Origin of the sequence: Planktotalea sp., assembly GCF_018607995.1 — a bacterium.
Lineage (GTDB): Bacteria > Pseudomonadota > Alphaproteobacteria > Rhodobacterales > Rhodobacteraceae > Planktotalea.
In genome coordinates this window covers 37539-56286 of record NZ_JABBAL010000016.1, presented here as the reverse complement: position 1 = coordinate 56286, position 18748 = coordinate 37539, and the positions used below count along the sequence as shown (strand labels likewise).

The window sequence follows — 18748 nt, the reverse complement described above, 5'->3', positions numbered from 1 at the left end:
GCCAGAGACAGGGCGAGCGCCGCGCGCGTCACACCCGCTTCAACGCTGCTGTTGCGGCACCCATCCCGATCAGTGTTAGCCCGCCTGCTTGGGTTAATCTGCGTATCACGCGCGGCCTTGCGATTTGTGTGCGCAAGACATCGGCGAGAAGCGCGAAAGCAAATGCATTCAACGCTGCCAATACAACGAAAGTGGCAATCAAAATACCGGCCCCGGGGACATATGCTGCCTCAAACGAGATGAATTGCGGCACGAAGGCTACGAAAAAACCGATGCTCTTGGGGTTTAGGGCCGTGACAATAGCAGCATGGCGAAACACTTGTTTCGGTGTCGCAGAGGCGTCTGTTTTCACTAATCCAGCCCCTTCACTGGGTGCGTTCCTCAACATTTTTATGCCTAGATAGAGCAAATAAAGTGCGCCGAGCCACTTTAATACCGTGAATGCGAGGGCTGAGGTCGCGACCAACGCGCCAAGCCCGATCAAGGAGGCCGTCATGGCGATTAAATCCCCGAATGCGACGCCCGCGGCCGTGGCCAGCGCAACCTTGCGGCCCTGCGTGATTGCATAGCTGATGATCAGCAAGATTGTCGGCCCCGGAATTAGAAGCAACGCGCCAGACGCTGCAACAGAGGCCAGCCAAAGGGTAAGATCCATCAGCCGAGAACCCGTCCAGCGACAGCATCGAGTTTGGCGATCAAAACTGGATCGCGCTTTTCGGGGGCCGTCATTACCGCGAACTCCAACGCTTTGTCGCAGCCATGGGGGCAATCCTCGCGCTCTGCGCCAAGCAGGGCAGGCAAACCTTTCACGAGATCGCGACCTTTGTCGGAATTGCCCATCAGGGTTTTGATAATTTCTGTCACATCGACCTCTCCATGATCGGGGTGCCAGCTGTCATAATCGGTTATCATCGCGACGGAGGCATAACAAAGCTCCGCTTCGCGGGCGAGTTTCGCTTCTGGCATGTTGGTCATGCCAATCACATCCGCGCCCCAGCTTTCGCGATACATTTTGCTCTCCGCGAGGGTGGAAAATTGCGGGCCTTCCATAGCAAGATAGGTGCCCCCCATATGGACATTGATGCCGGCGTCCTTGGCCGCCGTGTGGCAAGCCTCTGACAGGCGCGGGCAGGTCGGGTGCGCAACAGAGACATGCGCGACGCAGCCTGTGCCGAAGAAGGATTTTTCGCGCGCGAATGTGCGGTCAATGAACTGATCTACAATGACAAAATCACCTGGGGCCATATTTTCGCGAAAGCTGCCACAGGCCGAAACTGAGACCACATTAGTGGCGCCCAAGCGCTTCAGTGCATCAATATTAGCGCGGTAAGGCACAGTTGTTGGGGAATGCACATGACCACGTCCATGACGCGGCAGAAAGGCCATTTTCACACCGTTTAACGTGCCCGTTAGGATTTGATCAGACGGCGTGCCCCAAGGGCTATCGACGGTTTGCCATGTGGCATCGGCTAAGCCGTCTATGTCATAAATACCAGAGCCGCCAATAACGGCAATCATGGTGTCACTCATGTTAATCGTTTCCTGTCATGTGCAGTTTATCGGCAGGCTAACCAGCACAAGGCTCAATGAAAATGCCTGAATCGTCTTCGTTGCATCAAAATGGCGTGCGAGCAGGGGTGTTCTTTGACCTCGGCTTGGTTTACGGGACGCTAACAAAACGTACTCCGAAAGGCAGGTTAACCACATGAAACGAGCTATTCTCGGTGCATTCGCCAATCACATGACACCGCCCGATTTGCGGTGGATGCCGGATGAAGGGTTTTCAATCACGCGTTTGCGGATCGAATTGCTCTCGGGCTTGACGGTGGCTTTGGCGCTTGTGCCAGAAGCGGTTGCCTTTGCGTTTGTCGCTGGTGTGCATCCTTTGGTGGGTCTTTATGCAGCGTTTTTAGTTGGCCTGATCACTGCCTTGTTTGGGGGACGTCCGGGTATGATTTCGGGCGCGACGGGGGCTTTGGCCGTTGTCATGGTGGCTTTGGTCGCGCAACACGGTGTGGAGTATCTGTTTGCCACCGTTGTTTTAATGGGACTTTTGCAGATCTTCTTTGGGGCAATGCATTGGGGCAAGTTCATTCGATTGGTGCCGCATCCTGTGATGCTTGGCTTCGTAAACGGCCTTGCAATTGTTATTTTTCTTGCGCAGTTGACCCAATTTAAAGTGCCGGGAACCGTCGTGAGTGACGGGCATGGTATGACGGGTGGTGAATGGTTGTCTGGCGGTCCGATGATGCTGATGTTGATCCTTGTTGGGTGCACCATGGCGATCATTTGGGTGACGCCGCGCTTGACGAGAGTGATACCGGCTCCACTTGCCGGGATCGGAATTGTCGCAGCTGTTGTGATTGCGTTTGGTCTTGATGTTCCGCGTGTTGGCGATTTGGCGTCTATCCAAGGCGGTTTGCCAACATGGCATATTCCCACGGTTCCTTTGAATTGGGAAACGGTCCAGATCATCCTGCCCTATGCTGTTATCCTGGCGGCAATCGGTTTGATCGAGAGTTTGTTGACACTGAACCTTGTGGGCGAAATGACCAACAAACGCGGGGGCGCGTCGCAAGAGTGTATTGCGCAGGGACTTGCGAATACTGTGACTGGCTTCTTCGGTGGCATGGGCGGTTGTGCGATGATTGGTCAGTCGATGATAAACGTGAAATCGGGCGGCCGCACGCGGATCGCTGGTATCGCGGCTGCACTCTTTTTGTTGCTATTCATCGTTGCTGGCTCGTCCGTGATAGAGTTGATCCCATTGGCCGCGCTTGTGGGAGTTATGTTTATGGTGGTGATTGGCACTTTCGCGTGGAACTCGCTGCTGATCCTGCGCCGCGTGCCGAAAATGGACGCATTTGTCATTATCTTGGTAACGGTTGTGACGGTGTATTCCGACCTTGCTGTGGCGGTTGTTGTGGGGGTGATCGTCTCAGCACTTGCCTATGCATGGAACAACGCTCGCCGCATTCACGCGATTGAGCGCCCATCGGCCAGCTCTGAGGGTGCAAAAGTCTATGAAATCCAAGGACCTCTGTTCTTTGGATCTTCGGATGGCTTTATTGAATTGTTTAATGTTGCAGATGATCCGTCTGAGATTATCGTTGATTTCGCACAAAGCCGGGTGGTTGATCAATCCGCGTTGCAAGCAATTGAAGCGGTCGCGGCCAAGTATGAAGAGGCTGGAAAGCGCATTCAGCTGCGTCATTTGAGCCGAGATTGCCACCAGCTGTTGAACACTGCGGGTCATCTCATGGTTGATAGCGACGATGATCCTGATTACGAAATAGCAGCAGACTATCAGGTACGGACCGGGATTTTGGGCGGGCACTAGCTTAGCCCGTAAGAGTTTGGTTTGGGTCGTTGCCCCCGCCAATCTTCGATCGACTCCCCCAAGGTATTTTTGGACCAAAGAAGACGGGTGGCTTAGTCGTCGGGGCGGTTCAGCTCGTAGAGCTCTTTAACAACTGAATAATCGCGATAGCCTAGGCGCGCGAGTGGTTGGAACGTTGTGACGTCAAATCGACCCTCTTTCATGCAGGCATCATCCATGTGAACGCCTGTGACTTCACCCAAGACTAGAAAATTGTTGCTGCCCTGCAGATCGATAATTTTCGTCATTTTGCATTCAAGGGAGGCAGGGGCGGTGGCGACGCGCGCAGCGTTGATGCTGACGCAGTCTGCTTTTTCAAGCTCTGCATGCTCGAATTCATCTACACCTGCGGCGAGCGTCGCACTTGACGCATTCATCGCATCTTGCAGCGCGCGCGAAACGATGTTCACACAAAACACCCCAGTTTCGCGGATCGCTGAAACGCTATCTTTGGTGCTATCCCGATCATCCTTTGTGCCAGTTGATGCGAACATAACCTGGGGTGGAACATAGGCGACCGCATTGAAAAAACTGTAGGGTGCGAGATTGTCGCGGCCCTCGCTATCGCGGGTTGAAATCCAGCCAATCGGACGTGGTGTCACAATGGCGTTGAAGGGATTATGAGGCAGGCCGTGGCCGTCTTTGGGACGATAAAACATCATGTCACTCCTTGTTTGCCCAATCGCTATCGACATGTTAACCGCGTTGCCAGTCAAAAAACGCGAGAGCAGAGACGTGTACACGCTCAGACCAGAAAAAACAGAGGATTGGTGGGAGGTCGAAGCCCTCTATGATCTATGTTTTGCGCCGGGTCGCGAGGCGCTATCGTCCTATCGTTTGCGCGACGGCGTGCCAACCGTCGCCGGTTTGAGCAGCGTAGCGCGCGACGCTGACGATATTCTATCAGGCGCGATCCGGTATTGGCCGGTTTGGATCGGTGATCATACCGCTTTATTGCTTGGCCCTATTGCCGTCCACCCAACGCGTCAGGGGGAAGGGTTGGGCGGTGCCCTCATTCGAAACAGTCTTTCGCGCGCGCAGGATCAGGGTTGGGCACGCGTCATGCTGGTTGGTGATGCGCCTTACTATGCGAAATTCGGTTTTTCGCAACTCAGCGGTGTTGTGATGCCGCCGCCAACCAACCCGGAGCGGGTCCTTGGCTTGCACGTTGACGGGCCAGATTGGAAAGACGTGAAAGGCCACGTTGTGCGTGCACCTTGAAACCGACGGGTTGGATGCAAATCTAAATGACATGAGCATCGATCTTATCCCCGCTTCTTTGGAGCAAGACATCGACGTTATTGCGCGTCGTTATCGCAAGGCTGGAGGAATGGGAATCCAAGTGCTTAATCTCGTGGGTGGACATGCAGAAAACTTGATGGAGCGTTTGCCGGACCCAGTGAAAGATCACTTGGAGGAGGCGACGCTGAAAGCGCTTAGAGTGGCCTCGGCCGCCGCCACGCGCAGCAGGGGGATCGTAGCAGATCAGAGCACTTGGCTTAATACTGCGACTGCGACCGCTATGGGGGCCGCAGGTGGCGCAGGTGGATTGCCGACGGCCTTGGCAGAACTTCCCATCACTACGACCGTTTTACTGCGTGCGATCCAAGGGATTGCGGCAGAATACGGCTTTGACCCGTCGGAGCCGAAGATCCAAGCCGAATGTTTGCAGGTCTTTGCAGCGGCGGGGCCTCTGGCGGCAGATGATGGGGCGGACATGGGCTTCTTAAGTGCGCGGATCACTTTGTCTGGCACGACTGTGCAAAGCATAATCGCACGCATTGCTCCGCGGTTAAGCGCTGCTCTGGGACAAAAGCTTGCCGCGCAAGCCGTTCCTATCATTGGGGCAGTCGCAGGGGCGGCCACCAACTATGCCTACACCAGCTATTACCAAGAAATGGCGCATGTGCACTTTGGCTTGATGCGGGCTGGTGCGCGCTATGGTGTACACCGCGATCAACTGGTTCTGCGGCTTTCAGATGCGGTGAAATCGCTCTAGGACACCTTGTTATAAAGGCAGAGACTTGATGTAATCACTCACAGGACCACGCACGGATCGCTCGCCTTTTTGGTCACATTCTTCAATGATTTGACGCAGAATGTTCAAATCCACATGGCGCAGCAGATGTTTAACCGGTCCGATTGAAGCAGGTCGCATCGAGAGCGCTCTCATTCCTATTGCAGCGAAACAGGCTGCCTCAATTGGGCGACCAGAGTCTTCGCCACAGAATGAAAGCGGTGTTCCAGCGATCTCGCAACGGGTCACGATGCCTTGTAAGAAGCTTAGAAATGGAATGGAGAGCGTGTCGTACCGGCGGCGCACCCGCTCATTTTCGCGATCTGCTGCGAAGAAGAACTGTTTAAGATCATTGCCGCCGATTGAGAGGAACCCGACGTCTTCGAAAAACGCTTGCGGTGCAAAGGCCAGCGATGGGGTTTCCAGCATTGCGCCGATTTCGATGTTCGAGGGCAAGGGATGACCGAGACGGCGTTCGCGCTCCATCGCTTTGTCCATCTCCGCTTTCGCGGCGATATACTCGCTATATTGGGCCACAAACGGGAACATGATCGATAGGTCGCGTCCCGCTGCGGCGCGCAAGAGGGCTTGCAACTGCATGCGCATAACACCCGGCTTATCTAACCCGACGCGGATTGCGCGCCACCCGAGGGCCGGATTGGGTTCGTCGTTGGGTTTCATATAGGTCAGAACTTTGTCAGATCCGATATCAAGCGTGCGAAACACAACGCGCTTGTTCCCTGCAGCATCCAGAACGCGGCTGTAGAGGGCGCTTAGCTCTGAGCGCTGAGGCATTTTGTTGCGTACAAGGAACTGTAGTTCTGTTCGAAACAGGCCCACGCCTTCTGCACCGGAATTTTCCAGCGAAGGTAAATCCGCCATCAAACCAGCGTTCATATGCAGTGAAATCGTCACCCCACACAGCGTCATGGCTGGTTTATCGCGTGTCGCTGAATACCGCTCTTGCGCATCCGCTTGCATCGCAATTTTGTCTTTGAAGGCCGCATTTACTGTGTCATCAGGGCGCAAATGCACGATGCCTTGATCGCCGTCGACCATGATATGATCGCCGTTAAGCGCCTCGCGCGTGATGCCATCCGCATGTACGACAAGAGGGATTGCGAGGGCACGTGCGACAATCGCAGCGTGTGATCCAACAGAGCCTTCTTCGAGAACAATCGCCTTAAGAGAGCGGCCGTATTCTAGTAGTTCACCGGGGCCAATATTGCGCGCGACGAGTACCGGATCACTGGGCAGCTCTGCACCAGTGGCGCTGCCTTGCCCCGTTAAAATGCGCAATAGACGGTTCGATAGGTCATCCAAGTCCTGCAAGCGTTCACGCAGGTAAGAATCATTGGCCTGACCAAGGCGCGTGCGGGCTTGCGTTTGCTCTTTTTCGACGGCAGCTTCAGCGGAGAGACCATTCAAAATGTCCTCTTCCATGCGACGCATCCAGCCTTTGGAGTTAGCGAACATGCGGTACGCTTCAAGAACCTGAAGCTGTTCTCCGTCACCTCCTGCGGCACCTGCCAAAAGTTTGTCGACGCTGACGCGCAGGGTCTCAACTGCATCATTCAAACGGGCGGTTTCGGTTTCGGGATCTTCGGCGATGACATTTGTAACGACAACCCGCGGCTCATGTAGCCAAACGTGTCCGATAGCTGCACCTTCTTGGCCCGCTGTACCACGTAGCAGAACGGGTTGTTGGTGACGGGCGGAGAGCGCCTCGCCCTCGCCAAGAAATGCACCAAGCTCGGTCATTTCTGCCAGAACCATGGCGACGACTTCTAATGCGTAAAGCTCATCCGCAGAAAATAAACGCGAGGCTTTGGATTGCACAACCAACACGCCCAGCTTTTCACCAAGGCGCTGAATGGGGATGCCAAGAAAAGACGAATAAATCTCTTCGCCTGTTTCCGGCATGAAGCGGAACCCTTTTTCGGAAGGGGCATCTGCGGTGTTGATTGTCTTGGATTTTTTAGCGACGCGGCCAACAAGACCTTCGCCAAGCCGCAAACGCGTTTGGTGCACGGATTCGGGGTTTAGGCCTTCTGTTGCGCAAAGTTCCAATGTTTCATGGTCACGAAACAGGTAGATGGAGCAGACCTCGGTTTGCATAGAGGTCGCAATAAGGCTGGTGATTTTGTCCAGTCGTTGCTGGCCATCCCCGTCTTCCGCCATTGCATCGCGCAAGCGCACGAGCAGTTTACGGCTTTCGCTTTCTCGTTTTTGCGCCATCTCGCGGTTTTATCCCCCCGGAAGAACCAACATCACGCCTAGAAGCGTCTGAAAGCAGTATATGGGAATCGCTCCCGGAAGGGGAGAGGCAACGCGAGCTGCGCGTTTAAGCCGCTTTTTCCAGCTCGAATGCATCGTGCAACGCTTGCACGGCAAGCTCCATATATTTGCGATCCACGAGGACCGAAATCTTGATTTCAGATGTCGCGATTACCTTGATGTTAACGCCTTCATCGCTGAGCGTTTTGAACATTTTTGCGGCCACGCCTGACTGGCTGCGCATACCAATGCCAACGGCAGAGATTTTGGCAACATCCGTATCCGCAATCAGGTCGTGATAGTTGATCTCGCCAGAGGCTTTCGCGTCTTCCATCGCTTTCTCAGCACGTTTCACCTGATCCGTGGGGCAAGAAAACGTCATATCTGTGCGCCCGTCTTCGGCGATGTTCTGGATAATCATATCTACGTTCACGCCCGCATCAGAGAGCGGGCCAAAGATCGCAGCTGCAATGCCAGGTCGATCTGCGACAGACACCAGGGTCATTTTCGCTTCGTCGCGGCTATAGGCGATGCCTGAAACAACATTGGATTCCATGATTTCCTCCTCGGCGCAAACAAGCGTGCCTGCGGTATCTGATTGTTCTTCAAATGAGCTGAGTACGCGCAGTTTGACCTTGTAGCGCATCGCCAATTCGACAGAGCGGGTCTGCAAAACCTTCGCGCCAAGGCTCGCTAGTTCCAGCATTTCTTCAAACGCGATCTTATCGAGCTTACGCGCCTTGTCGGTGATGCGCGGATCGGTCGTGTAAACGCCGTCCACGTCTGTGTAGATGTCGCAACGCTCTGCCTCAAAGGCGGCGGCAAAGGCAACGGCCGTCGTGTCAGAGCCACCGCGCCCAAGCGTCGTGATGCGACCTTCTGGGCTAACTCCTTGAAAACCAGCAACAACAGCAACGCGATCGCCCGCTGCAAACTTGGCCATGATATTGTCGGACGGAATTTCCTCAATGCGCGCAGCAGAATGGGCAGAGGTTGTTTTCACGGGCACTTGCCATCCCTGCCAAGAGCGCGCGGGCACATCCATTTCTTGCAGCGTGAGGGCCATTAGCCCTGCGGTCACATTCTCGCCAGAGCTGACAATCGCATCATATTCACGCGCATCATAAAGTGGAGAGGTTTCATTGACCCAGCCCACCAATTCATTGGTCTTGCCAGACATAGCAGAGACGATAACGATTACGTCGTAGCCCTTGGCAACCTCGACACCCACGCGCTTGGCTGCGCGTTTGATACGGTCAAGATTAGCAACTGAAGTGCCGCCGAATTTCATAACGAGAACGGGCATGGATGCGTCCTAGACAAGAGAAGTTGCGCAGCATTTACGACCCCTTTAGCCCAAGGGCAAGGGGGCAGTGGGACCGCATTAGAACGGCATATGCGCGCCGTCGTAATTCTCAAACACGCCAGTATGATCACGGGACAACAAATCGAAGCGTTGGATCAAGCCCGCTGCAGAGGTCGCAGCATCAATATCAGCTTCAGCGCCACCCATTTCGGTTTGCACCCAACCCGGATGATATGCACCAACCGCAATGCCGCTTGGCTTGAGTTCAATCGCGAGGTTGCAAGCGAGGTTGACCGCGGCCGCCTTAGACGCACGGTAAAGAAATGCGTTGCCGCCTGCGCGCTCCGAAGAGCCCATTTGCGACGCGATAATCGCGATCTTTGGGGCTTGGCTTTTGCGTAAAGCTGGCAGCAAAGCTTGGATTGTTTGAAACACGCCAGTGACGTTTACGCCAAATGTGTCGGTCCAGAGTTGCCGTTCGTAGCCCGTCTCAAGCGCGTGACCCTTATCGAGGTAAACGCCCGCATTGCAGATCAGCAAGTCGAGCACGGGCTGATAATCAGCTGCAAAGCTTTGAACTTGCTTTGCATTTGTCACATCAAGAACCGCATCTGTGCTGCCGTCGCGAGAGGTTGCGAGTACAGTATCGCCGCGAGCGCGCAGTTGGGATGTCATTTGCGCGCCAATACCGCGGTTGCCGCCTGTCAGAATTACCTGCATCAATTGTCCTTTCCTGAGGGGCGAAACGGCAGCGGTAGAACAGGAACACCGTCTTCCACCAGCTTTTTCGCCTCTTCCAAGTTTGCTTCGCCATAGATTGAGGTTTCGGGTGCATCGCCGTCGTGCATCGCGCGTGCTTTTTTTGCGAACTCGCCGCCTACATATTCGCTGTTGGCTTCAACAGAGCGCCGCAGTTCTGCGATTTTCTGCTCTTCGGGCGATGCAGGCGTCGACAAAGGACCGGACGTCTGATTGCCCTGAGACGCTTCTTTCTTCTGCGCCGTTGCACGCGCGGGGCGCACGGTGGGAGCCATGAGAACCTTGTTCACCTGCGTTGCGCCACAGATCGCACATGTCAACAGCCCTGCGCTTTGTAATTTGTCAAAGGCAGAGGCAGATTGAAACCAGCTGTCAAACTGGTGCCCTTCATAACATTTGAGCGCATATTGGATCATACTCTTCTGTTATATCTTGAAAATCGCAGGGTCGAGAGCATTTAGGCATTTTGAATTTTGTTTGGCTCGAAATTGCGAATGATATGGGCCAATTCCGGTTCGCTCACCTTGTGCGCGGCCTGCGCAAGGCTGAACCACTTACGCTTGCGTTGGCTCACTTCGCGGTATCTGTCATGAATTTTCTTAACTTTCAAAGGATACACAATGCCAACGCAAGGCAACGCGCGACCGGAGACATGGTTTTTAGTGTAAGAATAAATCCCGATACTAAAGTCGTGCAGTTTGCCTTCAACACCGGCCTCTTCATGGGCCTCAATCGCAGCACTTTGTGCAGGGCGCATGCCATCTTGCGGCCAGCCTTTCGGAATAATCCAACGCTTCTTGCGACGGCTGGTGATCAACAAGATTTCCGGCTTGCCCTTGCGCAAACGGTAGCAAAGTGCCGCAAACTGTGTGCGCAGCCCTGTTTTTTTGGCACCCATCATATCAATAGGGGCGAAGGAGTGATCTTTTGCGCGCTGTTCTTTCATGGGTCTGACTGTACTGCCTTTTGCCGCTGGTTTTCGCTTCGCGATCTTATTGTGCATGAATGTATCAGTTTTTTGACATTTGGGAAAGTGTAGTCAAAACAACGTCTAACGTGTTGGTTTGTGGCAGGGCGACGTGGGCGGCGTTGCGCATCTTGTTGGATGCTTCGAGATTGCGCAAAGAGATCACATTACACGCTATCTCTTCTGGTGTTGTGCACATCATGGCGGCTTCGTGTTTCGTAAGAGCTGCATAGGGGACCGCGAAGTTTTCCAAGTGTGGGCCATGCAAGATCGCGCAATCGTAGACGACCGGTTCAAAAGGGGTGTGACCACCTTTCGCAACAAGAGAGCCACCCACAAAGCATGTCCCCGCAAGGCTGTACCACTGCGCCATTTCGCCAAGCGTGTCCGCGATATAAACTTGGCTTGGGCTGTCAAACTCAGTGCCAAGGCTGCGTTGCGTGACGCTTAGGCCAAGCGTCTTGGCGAGCTTTGCAAGGTTTGCGCCACGTTTGGGATGTCGCGGGGCGAGGATCATGCGCAGCGTTGGATCGGATTTGAGCGCCTCAAGATGTGCAAGCAACAGGGTCTCGTCTTCACCTTCATGGGTCGAGGCTGCAAGCCAGACGGACAGTCGTGCTTCATCGTCTGCAATGAAGTGCTTTGCTTGGAATAAGGACTTTAAGGAAATTTCTGCTCCAAAGGCACTGTCTGATGCGCCAAGCTTGGAAAGTCGTGCCGCTGATTCCCGATCCTGCGGGCAAATAAGATCAAAGGTTTGAAAAATCTCCATAGAGAGCTTTGAAAAGCGTCCCCACGTACGTGAGCTATTCCTTGAAATACGTCCGCCAATCAGCGCGATAGGAGCTCTGGCCGCAGCGATCACGCGCATGCGATTTGGCCAGAAGTCGGCTTCGATCAGAATGAAAGTACGCAAAGACAGTTTTCTCAGAAGCCTACCATAAACCCACCCCAGATCGATCGGGGCCAGGTAAACGTTTAACTGCGAACGTCCCCATGCCCGCACCATATTTTTAGCGCTGATACTGTTGCAGGTCACCAGCAAGCGCGCGTCGCGGTTTTGCGTGCAAAGTCCGTCAATCAAAGGTTGCGCCGCGCTTAACTCACCGTTGGAGGCACCATGGATCCAAATGACCTCGCCCGATGGCATATCTTTCCACATCCCCAAGCGCTCGCGAAAATCTTGCAGGCTTTCGACCTTTCGCAACACGCGAATAAATAACGCAACCAATAAAACGGGCATGAGCAGCGTGATAAGGCAGCGATACAGCAGCATAGGTGAGAGGTGCCCTTCCCAAAAACGTGATCTCAGCCCTAGCGCGCAGCCGTGAAACGCGCAAGCCGCGCTTGCACGTGACGGTGGCTTTCTAAATACTCGCGCCATGAAGATTTTGCGCCAAACCTCACGTATTTTTGCGTTTCTCTGCATTGGAGCTTTTCCTGCCTTTGCGGAAAGTGTCACGATTTTTGCGGCCTCTAGTTTGAAAACTGCCTTGGATCGGGTTATCGCAGAAAACGACTTGGACGCGATCGCTGTTTATGGCGGAAGTGCTGCCCTAGCGCGGCAAGTGGCGCAGGGCGCGGATGCAGATATCGTGATTTTCGCGCATCCAGATTGGATGGATTGGCTTGAAATTCAAAATGCGATTACCGCAAAAAGCCGATGTGATGTGACTGGTAATCGTTTGGTCCTAGCGGGTCCGGTGGATGGTCCTTTGTTTACGGCTGAAAACGCCAAAGATATAATAGATGCGCTTGAAGGCGGGCGCTTGGCTGTTGGGCAGTTGTCCTCGGTTCCTGCAGGGCAATATACTGCGCAGTATTTGACTAACCGAGGCTGGCTAGAACCGCTACGTCCGCACCTCGCGGAAACGTCGAATGTGAGATTGGCCCTTGCCTTACTCGCACGTGCGGAGGTGCCTTTGGCCTTTGTCTACGCAAGCGACGTGTTCGCTGAGGATCGTGTGCAAATGGTATTCAAGCCGGATCCATCAGAGTATCCCGCGATCCACTACCCAATGGCCCTGACCGCGACTGCAAACGCGCAAAGCCATGAAGTTGCTCGCAGGATTATGCAAAGCTCGCACGTTTTTATGGAATCGGGCTTTGCAGGCATACCCAAAAATCAAACGGAGTGGTGTCAGTAATGTTGAGCGCGGCTGAATTGGCGATTGTTGCGCTTTCACTTCAGATTGCCTTGCTGGCGACTGTGGTATGTTTACCCTTCGCGATTGCAACTGCATGGCTTCTCGCGCGAAAAAAGTTTTACGGAAAATCGCTGCTCAATATCGCGGTTCATTTGCCCTTAGTGTTGCCCCCAGTTGTCACGGGCTATGCCTTGCTGATCCTGTTTGGCAAGCAAGGCCCCATTGGCAGCATGCTTGAGGCATACTTCGGAATCACATTTGCCTTTCGCTGGACAGGCGCGGCGCTTGCGGCGGGTATCATGGGCTTTCCCCTTATGGTTCGCGCGATTCGGCTTGGAATAGAGGCGGTTGATAAAGGGTTAGAAGACGCCGCCGCGACGCTTGGCGCGTCAAGATCAGCGGTGTTTCTTTACGTGACACTGCCCTTGGTCACGCCTGCCTTGCTGGCGGGCACGGTTTTGGGCTTCGCCAAAGCGATGGGAGAGTTCGGCGCGACGATCACATTCGTGGCTTCGATACCTGGTCAAACCGAAACGCTGCCCTCCGCGGTTTATACGCTGTTGCAAGTACCTGGGGGGGAAGACGCGGCTCTGCGATTGATCCTGCTCTCTGTCGCCGTCTCGATATTGGCGCTGGCTGTGTCAGAGGTCTTGGCCAGACGCGCTGCAAGAAAGGTCGCGGGATTATGAGCTTGAACGTCGATATACAAAGCAAGCTCGGTGCATTCGAGCTGGATGTGCAACTACGCACCAAAGCGGGCACGACTGTTGTATTCGGTCGCTCTGGTAGCGGAAAAACCAGCCTGATCAACGCGATCGCAGGACTGACCACGCCAGATCAAGGGCGCATCGCTTTCCGCGATACTGTCTTATTTGATGCGCAAGGCGGGATACATGTGCCATCACATCAACGCCGGATCGGCTATGTGTTTCAAAATGCGCGTTTGTTTCCGCATCTGTCTGTTGCACAAAACCTCGACTTTGGAGCGCGGTTTGCGAAAGAACCACTGAGTGTAGCCGAACGTCGAAAAATGATCGATACTTTAGGAATCGAGCCGCTTTTGAATCGCAGAATCGCCGCTCTGTCGGGCGGGGAACAACAACGCGTTGCTTTGGGTCGCGCATTGCTGAGTGTGCCGCGCTTGTTGCTCATGGACGAACCGCTCGCGGCACTAGACACGGCCCGAAAGCAAGAAATCCTACCCTATTTTGAGCGTTTGCGCGCGCAAGGTGGTCCACCCATGATCTATGTGACGCATGACATGTCAGAAATCGTGCAACTGGCTGACAACATAGTAGTTTTGCGCGATGGGTGCAGCGTGGTAGGCGGCACTGTTGAGGATGTTTTGGCGGACCCTGCCAACGTAAAGCTGATCGGTGTTCAAGATGCGGGTGCCCTTGTGCAAGGCATAATCTCAGGACATGAGGCGGATGGGCTAAGTACTATTGAGCTGAGCGCGGGGCAGCTGCACGTGCCAAAGATCGGGGCACCGGTTGGGGCAAAGGTTCGCATGCGGATAAGGGCGCAGGATGTTATTTTGTCCCTTTCGGAGCCGAAAGATCTATCGAGCCAGAACATTTTGCTTGCGAGGATCACCGAAATTCAAACGGGGGAGGGCCCAAGCGTTGCGATTGCTTTGCGCACGGGATCAGACCGTTTGCTCGCACGTATTACGCGGCGCGCACTCGCGCAAATGCAGCTTGAAGTTGGACAAGAGGTTTGGGCCGTCCTAAAGGCGAATGCGGTCCCGCCGAGCGCAATTGCGCGCTCAGAAATCAATGGTGGGGTTGCGTAATGTCAAAGAGATGTTTTTCTGCACTTTTCTAACTTGACGGACGTTTTCCAGTCCAGTATCCGACGCCCTGTTGGCGATGTAGCTCAGTTGGTTAGAGCAGCGGAATCATAATCCGCGTGTCCGGGGTTCAAATCCCTGCATCGCCACCAACTTAATCAGAATGTTTGCTTATACTAAATCCACTAGCTTCAAGCGTTGGATCTTTCCCGATGGCCCTTTGGGTAACTCATCAAGCAAATGAATCGTATCAGGTGCCTTAAACGTCCCGAGCTTATCAACACAGAGTGCCCTTAGCTCCTCCATTGCTAAAGAAGACCCATTGCTGAGGCTCACCGCGGCTTCTACGCGCTCGCCGTAGCTATCGCAAGGCCGTGCGAAGGCGGCGGCTTCGACAACATCTGGATGGGCATAAAGCGCTTCATCGATTTCGCGCGGGGCGATGTTTTCGCCACCTTTGATGATCAACTCCTTGAGACGGCCCGTCACAAAAACATAGCCATCCTCGTCCATGCGGCCTAAATCGCCCGTGCGCAGCCACTGGCCTGCGAATGTGGCAGCGGTGGCGTCGGGATTATGCAAGTATTCGAGTAATGTGTTCGGACCGCGCACCGCGATCTCGCCCTCAGTTCCGAGTTTCGCTTCCATCAGATCAGCGTTGAGAATTCGGACTTCGTTGCCAAAGGCTTTGCCGGGAGAGCCGATTTTGCGCTCATTCGGAGCAAGTGGATTGGACAGAATTTGTGCAGCGGTTTCTGTCAGGCCCATGGTCTCGATGATCGGCACGCCAAAGCGTGTCTCAAAGGCTGTGTGCGTCTCCACCGCCAAAGCGGAGGAGGCGGAGCGCCCAAAGCGCAGATTGGATTTTAAGGTGGCGCCTGGTTCTGCTTTGCCGTGCAGTAAATGACTAATGATTGTGGGCACCACAGAGAACCAGGTGACCTTGGCGCAATCGGCTTGATCCCAGAATTTGCTGGTGGAAAACTTTGACGCCATGGCGAGTGAGCCACCAGAAACAAGCGCACCCATAACCGTCACGCAAAGACCGTTGATGTGATAGATCGGCAGCACGCAAAACCCGCGATCTTGCGGTGCTAACGCATGAGCAATGGCGGTCGTCCAACCGCCTGCAAGCAAGCTGGCATGGCTGTGCACAACGCCTTTGGGCTTGCCTGTGGTACCGGATGTATACATGAGCAGCGCGTGATCTTTTGGCGCGAGATCGTGCAGCGCGGCTTCGCCTCGCGAATCGTTCAGCGCTCTCATATGTGCGGGCGCGACGGATTTGAACGTTTCTCGCTGCGTTTCGTGCACCAAAGCAAAGCGCGCACCAGAGTGGTTCAGCGCATAGGCGATTGCGTCAGGACCAGCCGCCAGATTTATCATCGTTGCGCGAAATCCGCCATAAAGCGCAGCATAGAGCGCAACGACACCGTCTTTTCCATTCGGGTGGATGATGGCGAGGCTTTCGCCCTTTTCAACGCGCTGGGCGGTGAGCCCTTGGGCAAGTGTTTTCGCCGTGTCGCGCAGCTCAGCCCAGCTTAGAGCTTCGTTTGTTTCAGGGAAAACAAAAGCCGTGCCCCCTTGTTCCGCGCGCGCATCTAGCCAGTTGCGCACAGTGCCTTTGGGAGGTGTCGTTTGGCTGAGGATCACTTGCCAACCTCGGCCCAGTAGTCGCTGAATATATCCTCAAGCGCAGGCTCACGCTCGGGGATTTCGCGAACGATCTTAGTGGTTTGGAGGAAATGCTTCCAATGCAGGTTGTCATCAATCGAATTGCCACCCCATGAGCCACAGCCCATTGAAAGCGAGAACGGCATGCCGTTGTTGAACGCACCACCCGTGGCAAAACAATGTGCTTGGTTCACGATCACGCGGCACGTGGGAATGGCATTGGCCAGTTGCGTTGCGTGGGCATCGTCGGTGCTGTACAGCCCGACAGAATGCCCTGCGCCCATGTGCAATTGAATGCGTCGCGTCGTGGCAACTGCATCGTCAAAATCAGTGGCGCGATAGAAGGCCAGAACACGGCTTAGCTTTTCGCCAGAGAGCGGATGTTCGGGGCCGATGCCTGTGGTTTCGACAGCGACGTATTGCGTACCTTCTGGGACTTCATCTCCAAGGTCCAACGCAGTGATCATCTTATCCGCATCTTGCGCAATCGCTTCTCGATTGAGATGCCCATCTGGCCAGAGCGCTTTGATTATACGGCTTTCATCTTTGATCACCACACCACCAGTTTTCGCCATTTCGGCGACGAATGCGTCATAGACCGCATCGACCACAACGACCGCGTTCTCGGACGAGCAAGAGGTCGCGTTGTCGAAGGTTTTGGAGGCTTTGATCTTTTCCGCAGCAGCCTTCAAATCAGCGGTTTCATCCACAATCACAGTCACATTGCCCGCGCCAACCGCGACGGCAGGAGTGCCGCAAGTATATGCGCGCTTCACGTTGTTCTGTGAGCCTGTCACGACAACCAGATCGGACTGCTCAAGCAAGCGCTGCGTTTGCTCTTTCGAGCCGCGCCCGGGGACCATCATCACCAAATCATGATCGAGACCAATTTTGTCGAACTCCGCATAGATATGTTCCAACAAACGCTCCATCGTTGGAACGCCTTTCGGCGAGGGCGAGAGCACAATGGCATTGCCGCATTTCAAAGCGTTGATGATGTTGTTTGCAGGCGTTGCGCCGGGATTCGTGGAGGGCACCACTGCGCCGATCAATCCAATAGGGCGAGCGATTTCGGTGATGCCAGTCTCTTCATTATCAGAAATCACACCATAGGTCGGCACATCCGCAATATCGCGCATTAGGCCCAGCGTTTTGCGATGGTTCTTGGTTATCTTGTCCGGCACGTTGCCAAGACCTGTCGTCTTAACAGACAGCTCTGCGAGCGCTTTGTTGCGCGATGGTTCCATAATTGCCCAAGCGACGGCTTTAGCGGCACTATTATACAGTTTTTGACTACCGTTCGCTTCAAAGCGGACCTGCGCAGTGCGGGCGCGGGCGATCACGGCATCTAGCTCTGCGATGGGATCTGGAGAAGCAGTCATGAGAATTCCTTAGAAGTAGCAGGCAGGGCGCGTTTTGACGCCCTGCTGTAGATTTAGTTACAGACCTGCGAGCAGCTCTTTGAGTGTCTCTTCGCGTGCGGCCCACATTTCGAGCACTTCATCGCGTGTCATGATGTACATAGGCGATCCGCCTGCTTTCATCTTGCCTGCGACACGGCCATTTTCGAACATTGCAGGCACAGTTGCCGCCAGCTTGTCGATGATGCCCTGTGGCGTGCCTTTTGGAACCATCACACCGCGGAAGTTCACGGATGCGTTGTCGATGTCAAAGCCTTGCTCTTTCAGCGTTGGCACGTCTGGCAAGAAGTCGTTGCGCTCAAGATCGAACACACCGAGGATCTTTACATTACCAGCCGCCGCTGCGCGGAACGCATCGGAGAGGTTGTTGACGCCGCCCATGACTTCACCCGCGATCACTGATTTCATCGCACCTGCGCCGCCTTTGTTGGACGGGATATACGCCATCTTCACACCTGCCGCTTTTTCAAGTTGCAGTGCTGCAATGTGGTGACCCACAAACAGGCCCGCGCCAGAGAATGTTAGCTTGCCAGGGTTTGCTTTGGCAAAGTCTACGACGTCTGTCATGGAGTTCATCTCGCTATCCGCGGCCACAACGAAGACCGCAGGATCCGCGCCCCAGTTTGCGATGGGCTCGAAGCTGTCCGCTGAGTACTCAACGCCGCCTTTGATCGATTGTGCGATAAAGTGTGGCACGTTGTATGCACCAAGTGTGTAGCCATCGCTCTCGGCTTGGGTTGCCATCCAGTTCCAACCAACACGACCGCCTGCACCCGGCTTGTTGATGATCGCGATCGGCATGCCAAGCGCGTCTTCATTTCCTGCTGTCATTGTCACGATGCGAGCTTGAAAGTCTGTTGCACCGCCAGCGCCGTAGCTGACCATCAGCATCACGGGCCGCTCTGGATAGTTGGCATGACCGTCCGCGTATGCAGTCCCGGTCAAACCCATCAGCGCGATTGCCGCACCTGCTAGTAAATTCTTCATTTTTGTTTCCTCCCTAGGAATG

General features: G+C 54.5%; 18 protein-coding genes and 1 tRNA gene. 7 read left to right on the top strand and 12 right to left on the bottom strand.

Annotated features, from left to right (window positions below; translation table 11 throughout):
• Positions 1–28: 28 nt before the first annotated feature.
• Both QZ280_RS06385 and QZ280_RS06380 read right to left on the bottom strand, forming a co-directional pair.
• Positions 29–655, bottom strand: coding sequence for a LysE family translocator (locus QZ280_RS06385; RefSeq protein WP_293441746.1), 627 nt, complete (start codon positions 653–655; stop codon positions 29–31).
• Entirely contained in the window at positions 655–1530 is an 876-nt protein-coding gene (locus QZ280_RS06380) for an S-methyl-5'-thioadenosine phosphorylase (protein WP_293441745.1), read from the bottom strand. The genes QZ280_RS06385 and QZ280_RS06380 overlap by 1 nt, the downstream gene beginning before the upstream one ends.
• A 175-nt stretch (positions 1531–1705) precedes the next feature.
• On the opposite strand from QZ280_RS06380, the gene QZ280_RS06375 reads away from it, so the two are divergent.
• Positions 1706–3340: a SulP family inorganic anion transporter gene (locus QZ280_RS06375; protein ID WP_293441744.1), complete on the top strand. Its 1635-nt coding sequence runs from the start codon at positions 1706–1708 to the stop codon at positions 3338–3340.
• Positions 3341–3432: 92 nt separating this feature from the next.
• Here QZ280_RS06375 and QZ280_RS06370 read toward each other — a convergent pair whose 3' ends face one another.
• Positions 3433–4038 carry a flavin reductase family protein gene (locus tag QZ280_RS06370; protein WP_293441743.1) on the bottom strand — a complete coding sequence of 202 codons (606 nt, stop codon included), beginning with the start codon at positions 4036–4038 and terminating at the stop codon, positions 3433–3435.
• A 34-nt stretch (positions 4039–4072) separates the two neighbouring features.
• On the opposite strand from QZ280_RS06370, the gene QZ280_RS06365 reads away from it, so the two are divergent.
• Entirely contained in the window at positions 4073–4600 is a 528-nt protein-coding gene (locus QZ280_RS06365) for an N-acetyltransferase (RefSeq protein WP_293441772.1), read from the top strand.
• Between the two features lie 31 nt (positions 4601–4631).
• The gene (locus QZ280_RS06360; protein WP_293441771.1) at positions 4632–5378 is read left to right on the top strand and encodes an EcsC family protein; all 747 of its coding nucleotides are present in this window, start codon (positions 4632–4634) and stop codon (positions 5376–5378) included.
• Between the two features lie 9 nt (positions 5379–5387).
• Here QZ280_RS06360 and ptsP read toward each other — a convergent pair whose 3' ends face one another.
• The 6 genes from ptsP to QZ280_RS06330 form a co-directional block, all read right to left on the bottom strand.
• Positions 5388–7634: a phosphoenolpyruvate--protein phosphotransferase gene (gene ptsP / locus QZ280_RS06355; RefSeq protein ID WP_293441742.1), complete on the bottom strand. Its 2247-nt coding sequence runs from the start codon at positions 7632–7634 to the stop codon at positions 5388–5390.
• 106 nt (positions 7635–7740) lie between these two features.
• A complete protein-coding gene (locus tag QZ280_RS06350; RefSeq protein ID WP_293441741.1) occupies positions 7741–8979 on the bottom strand; it encodes an aspartate kinase in 1239 nt (412 codons plus the stop codon).
• Positions 8980–9057: 78 nt separating this feature from the next.
• Positions 9058–9699 (bottom strand): SDR family NAD(P)-dependent oxidoreductase, encoded by a 642-nt coding sequence (locus tag QZ280_RS06345; protein ID WP_293441740.1) that lies wholly within the window; start codon positions 9697–9699, stop codon positions 9058–9060.
• Complete coding sequence (locus QZ280_RS06340; RefSeq protein WP_293441739.1) at positions 9699–10154, bottom strand: DUF1178 family protein; 456 nt, start codon at positions 10152–10154, stop codon at positions 9699–9701. Before QZ280_RS06340 ends, QZ280_RS06345 begins: the two co-directional genes overlap by 1 nt.
• Before the next feature lie 41 nt (positions 10155–10195).
• A complete protein-coding gene (locus QZ280_RS06335; RefSeq protein WP_293441738.1) occupies positions 10196–10684 on the bottom strand; it encodes an NUDIX hydrolase in 489 nt (162 codons plus the stop codon).
• A gap of 64 nt (positions 10685–10748) precedes the next feature.
• Entirely contained in the window at positions 10749–11981 is a 1233-nt protein-coding gene (locus QZ280_RS06330; RefSeq protein ID WP_293441737.1) for a glycosyltransferase N-terminal domain-containing protein, read from the bottom strand.
• 106 nt (positions 11982–12087) lie between these two features.
• Here QZ280_RS06330 and modA point away from each other — a divergent pair, with 106 nt between their 5' ends.
• From modA to QZ280_RS06310, 4 genes are all read left to right on the top strand, one after another.
• Positions 12088–12852: a molybdate ABC transporter substrate-binding protein gene (modA, locus tag QZ280_RS06325; protein WP_293441736.1), complete on the top strand. Its 765-nt coding sequence runs from the start codon at positions 12088–12090 to the stop codon at positions 12850–12852.
• Entirely contained in the window at positions 12852–13541 is a 690-nt protein-coding gene (gene modB, locus QZ280_RS06320; RefSeq protein ID WP_293441735.1) for a molybdate ABC transporter permease subunit, read from the top strand. Before modA ends, modB begins: the two co-directional genes overlap by 1 nt.
• Positions 13538–14647, top strand: a complete 1110-nt coding sequence (modC, locus tag QZ280_RS06315; protein ID WP_293441734.1) for a molybdenum ABC transporter ATP-binding protein — start codon at positions 13538–13540, stop codon at positions 14645–14647. The genes modB and modC overlap by 4 nt, the downstream gene beginning before the upstream one ends.
• Positions 14648–14719: 72 nt before the next feature.
• A tRNA-Met gene (locus QZ280_RS06310) sits at positions 14720–14796 on the top strand.
• Between the two features lie 19 nt (positions 14797–14815).
• On the opposite strand, the gene QZ280_RS06305 is transcribed toward QZ280_RS06310, so the two are convergent.
• From QZ280_RS06305 to QZ280_RS06295, 3 genes are read right to left on the bottom strand one after another with little or no spacing between them, the layout of a single operon-like run.
• On the bottom strand, positions 14816–16297 hold the full coding sequence (locus tag QZ280_RS06305) for an AMP-binding protein (RefSeq protein ID WP_293441733.1): 1482 nt from the start codon (positions 16295–16297) through the stop codon (positions 14816–14818).
• A complete protein-coding gene (locus tag QZ280_RS06300; RefSeq protein WP_293441732.1) occupies positions 16294–17700 on the bottom strand; it encodes an aldehyde dehydrogenase family protein in 1407 nt (468 codons plus the stop codon). Before QZ280_RS06300 ends, QZ280_RS06305 begins: the two co-directional genes overlap by 4 nt.
• Positions 17701–17757: 57 nt before the next feature.
• Entirely contained in the window at positions 17758–18726 is a 969-nt protein-coding gene (locus QZ280_RS06295) for a tripartite tricarboxylate transporter substrate binding protein (protein WP_293441731.1), read from the bottom strand.
• Positions 18727–18748 lie beyond the last annotated feature (22 nt).

Excerpts from the sequence above, each read along its gene's own strand:
- QZ280_RS06385 (WP_293441746.1), bottom strand. The coding sequence starts at position 655 with ATGGATCTTACCCTTTGGCTGGCCTCTGTTGCAGCGTCTGGCGCGTTG.
- QZ280_RS06380 (WP_293441745.1), bottom strand. The coding sequence starts at position 1,530 with ATGAGTGACACCATGATTGCCGTTATTGGCGGCTCTGGTATTTATGAC.
- QZ280_RS06375 (WP_293441744.1), top strand. The coding sequence starts at position 1,706 with ATGAAACGAGCTATTCTCGGTGCATTCGCCAATCACATGACACCGCCC.
- QZ280_RS06370 (WP_293441743.1), bottom strand. The coding sequence starts at position 4,038 with ATGTTTTATCGTCCCAAAGACGGCCACGGCCTGCCTCATAATCCCTTC.
- QZ280_RS06365 (WP_293441772.1), top strand. The coding sequence starts at position 4,073 with ATGTTAACCGCGTTGCCAGTCAAAAAACGCGAGAGCAGAGACGTGTAC.
- QZ280_RS06360 (WP_293441771.1), top strand. The coding sequence starts at position 4,632 with ATGAGCATCGATCTTATCCCCGCTTCTTTGGAGCAAGACATCGACGTT.
- ptsP (WP_293441742.1), bottom strand. The coding sequence starts at position 7,634 with ATGGCGCAAAAACGAGAAAGCGAAAGCCGTAAACTGCTCGTGCGCTTG.
- QZ280_RS06350 (WP_293441741.1), bottom strand. The coding sequence starts at position 8,979 with ATGCCCGTTCTCGTTATGAAATTCGGCGGCACTTCAGTTGCTAATCTT.
- QZ280_RS06345 (WP_293441740.1), bottom strand. The coding sequence starts at position 9,699 with ATGCAGGTAATTCTGACAGGCGGCAACCGCGGTATTGGCGCGCAAATG.
- QZ280_RS06340 (WP_293441739.1), bottom strand. The coding sequence starts at position 10,154 with ATGATCCAATATGCGCTCAAATGTTATGAAGGGCACCAGTTTGACAGC.
- QZ280_RS06335 (WP_293441738.1), bottom strand. The coding sequence starts at position 10,684 with ATGAAAGAACAGCGCGCAAAAGATCACTCCTTCGCCCCTATTGATATG.
- QZ280_RS06330 (WP_293441737.1), bottom strand. The coding sequence starts at position 11,981 with ATGCTGCTGTATCGCTGCCTTATCACGCTGCTCATGCCCGTTTTATTG.
- modA (WP_293441736.1), top strand. The coding sequence starts at position 12,088 with ATGAAGATTTTGCGCCAAACCTCACGTATTTTTGCGTTTCTCTGCATT.
- modB (WP_293441735.1), top strand. The coding sequence starts at position 12,852 with ATGTTGAGCGCGGCTGAATTGGCGATTGTTGCGCTTTCACTTCAGATT.
- modC (WP_293441734.1), top strand. The coding sequence starts at position 13,538 with ATGAGCTTGAACGTCGATATACAAAGCAAGCTCGGTGCATTCGAGCTG.
- QZ280_RS06300 (WP_293441732.1), bottom strand. The coding sequence starts at position 17,700 with ATGACTGCTTCTCCAGATCCCATCGCAGAGCTAGATGCCGTGATCGCC.
- QZ280_RS06295 (WP_293441731.1), bottom strand. The coding sequence starts at position 18,726 with ATGAAGAATTTACTAGCAGGTGCGGCAATCGCGCTGATGGGTTTGACC.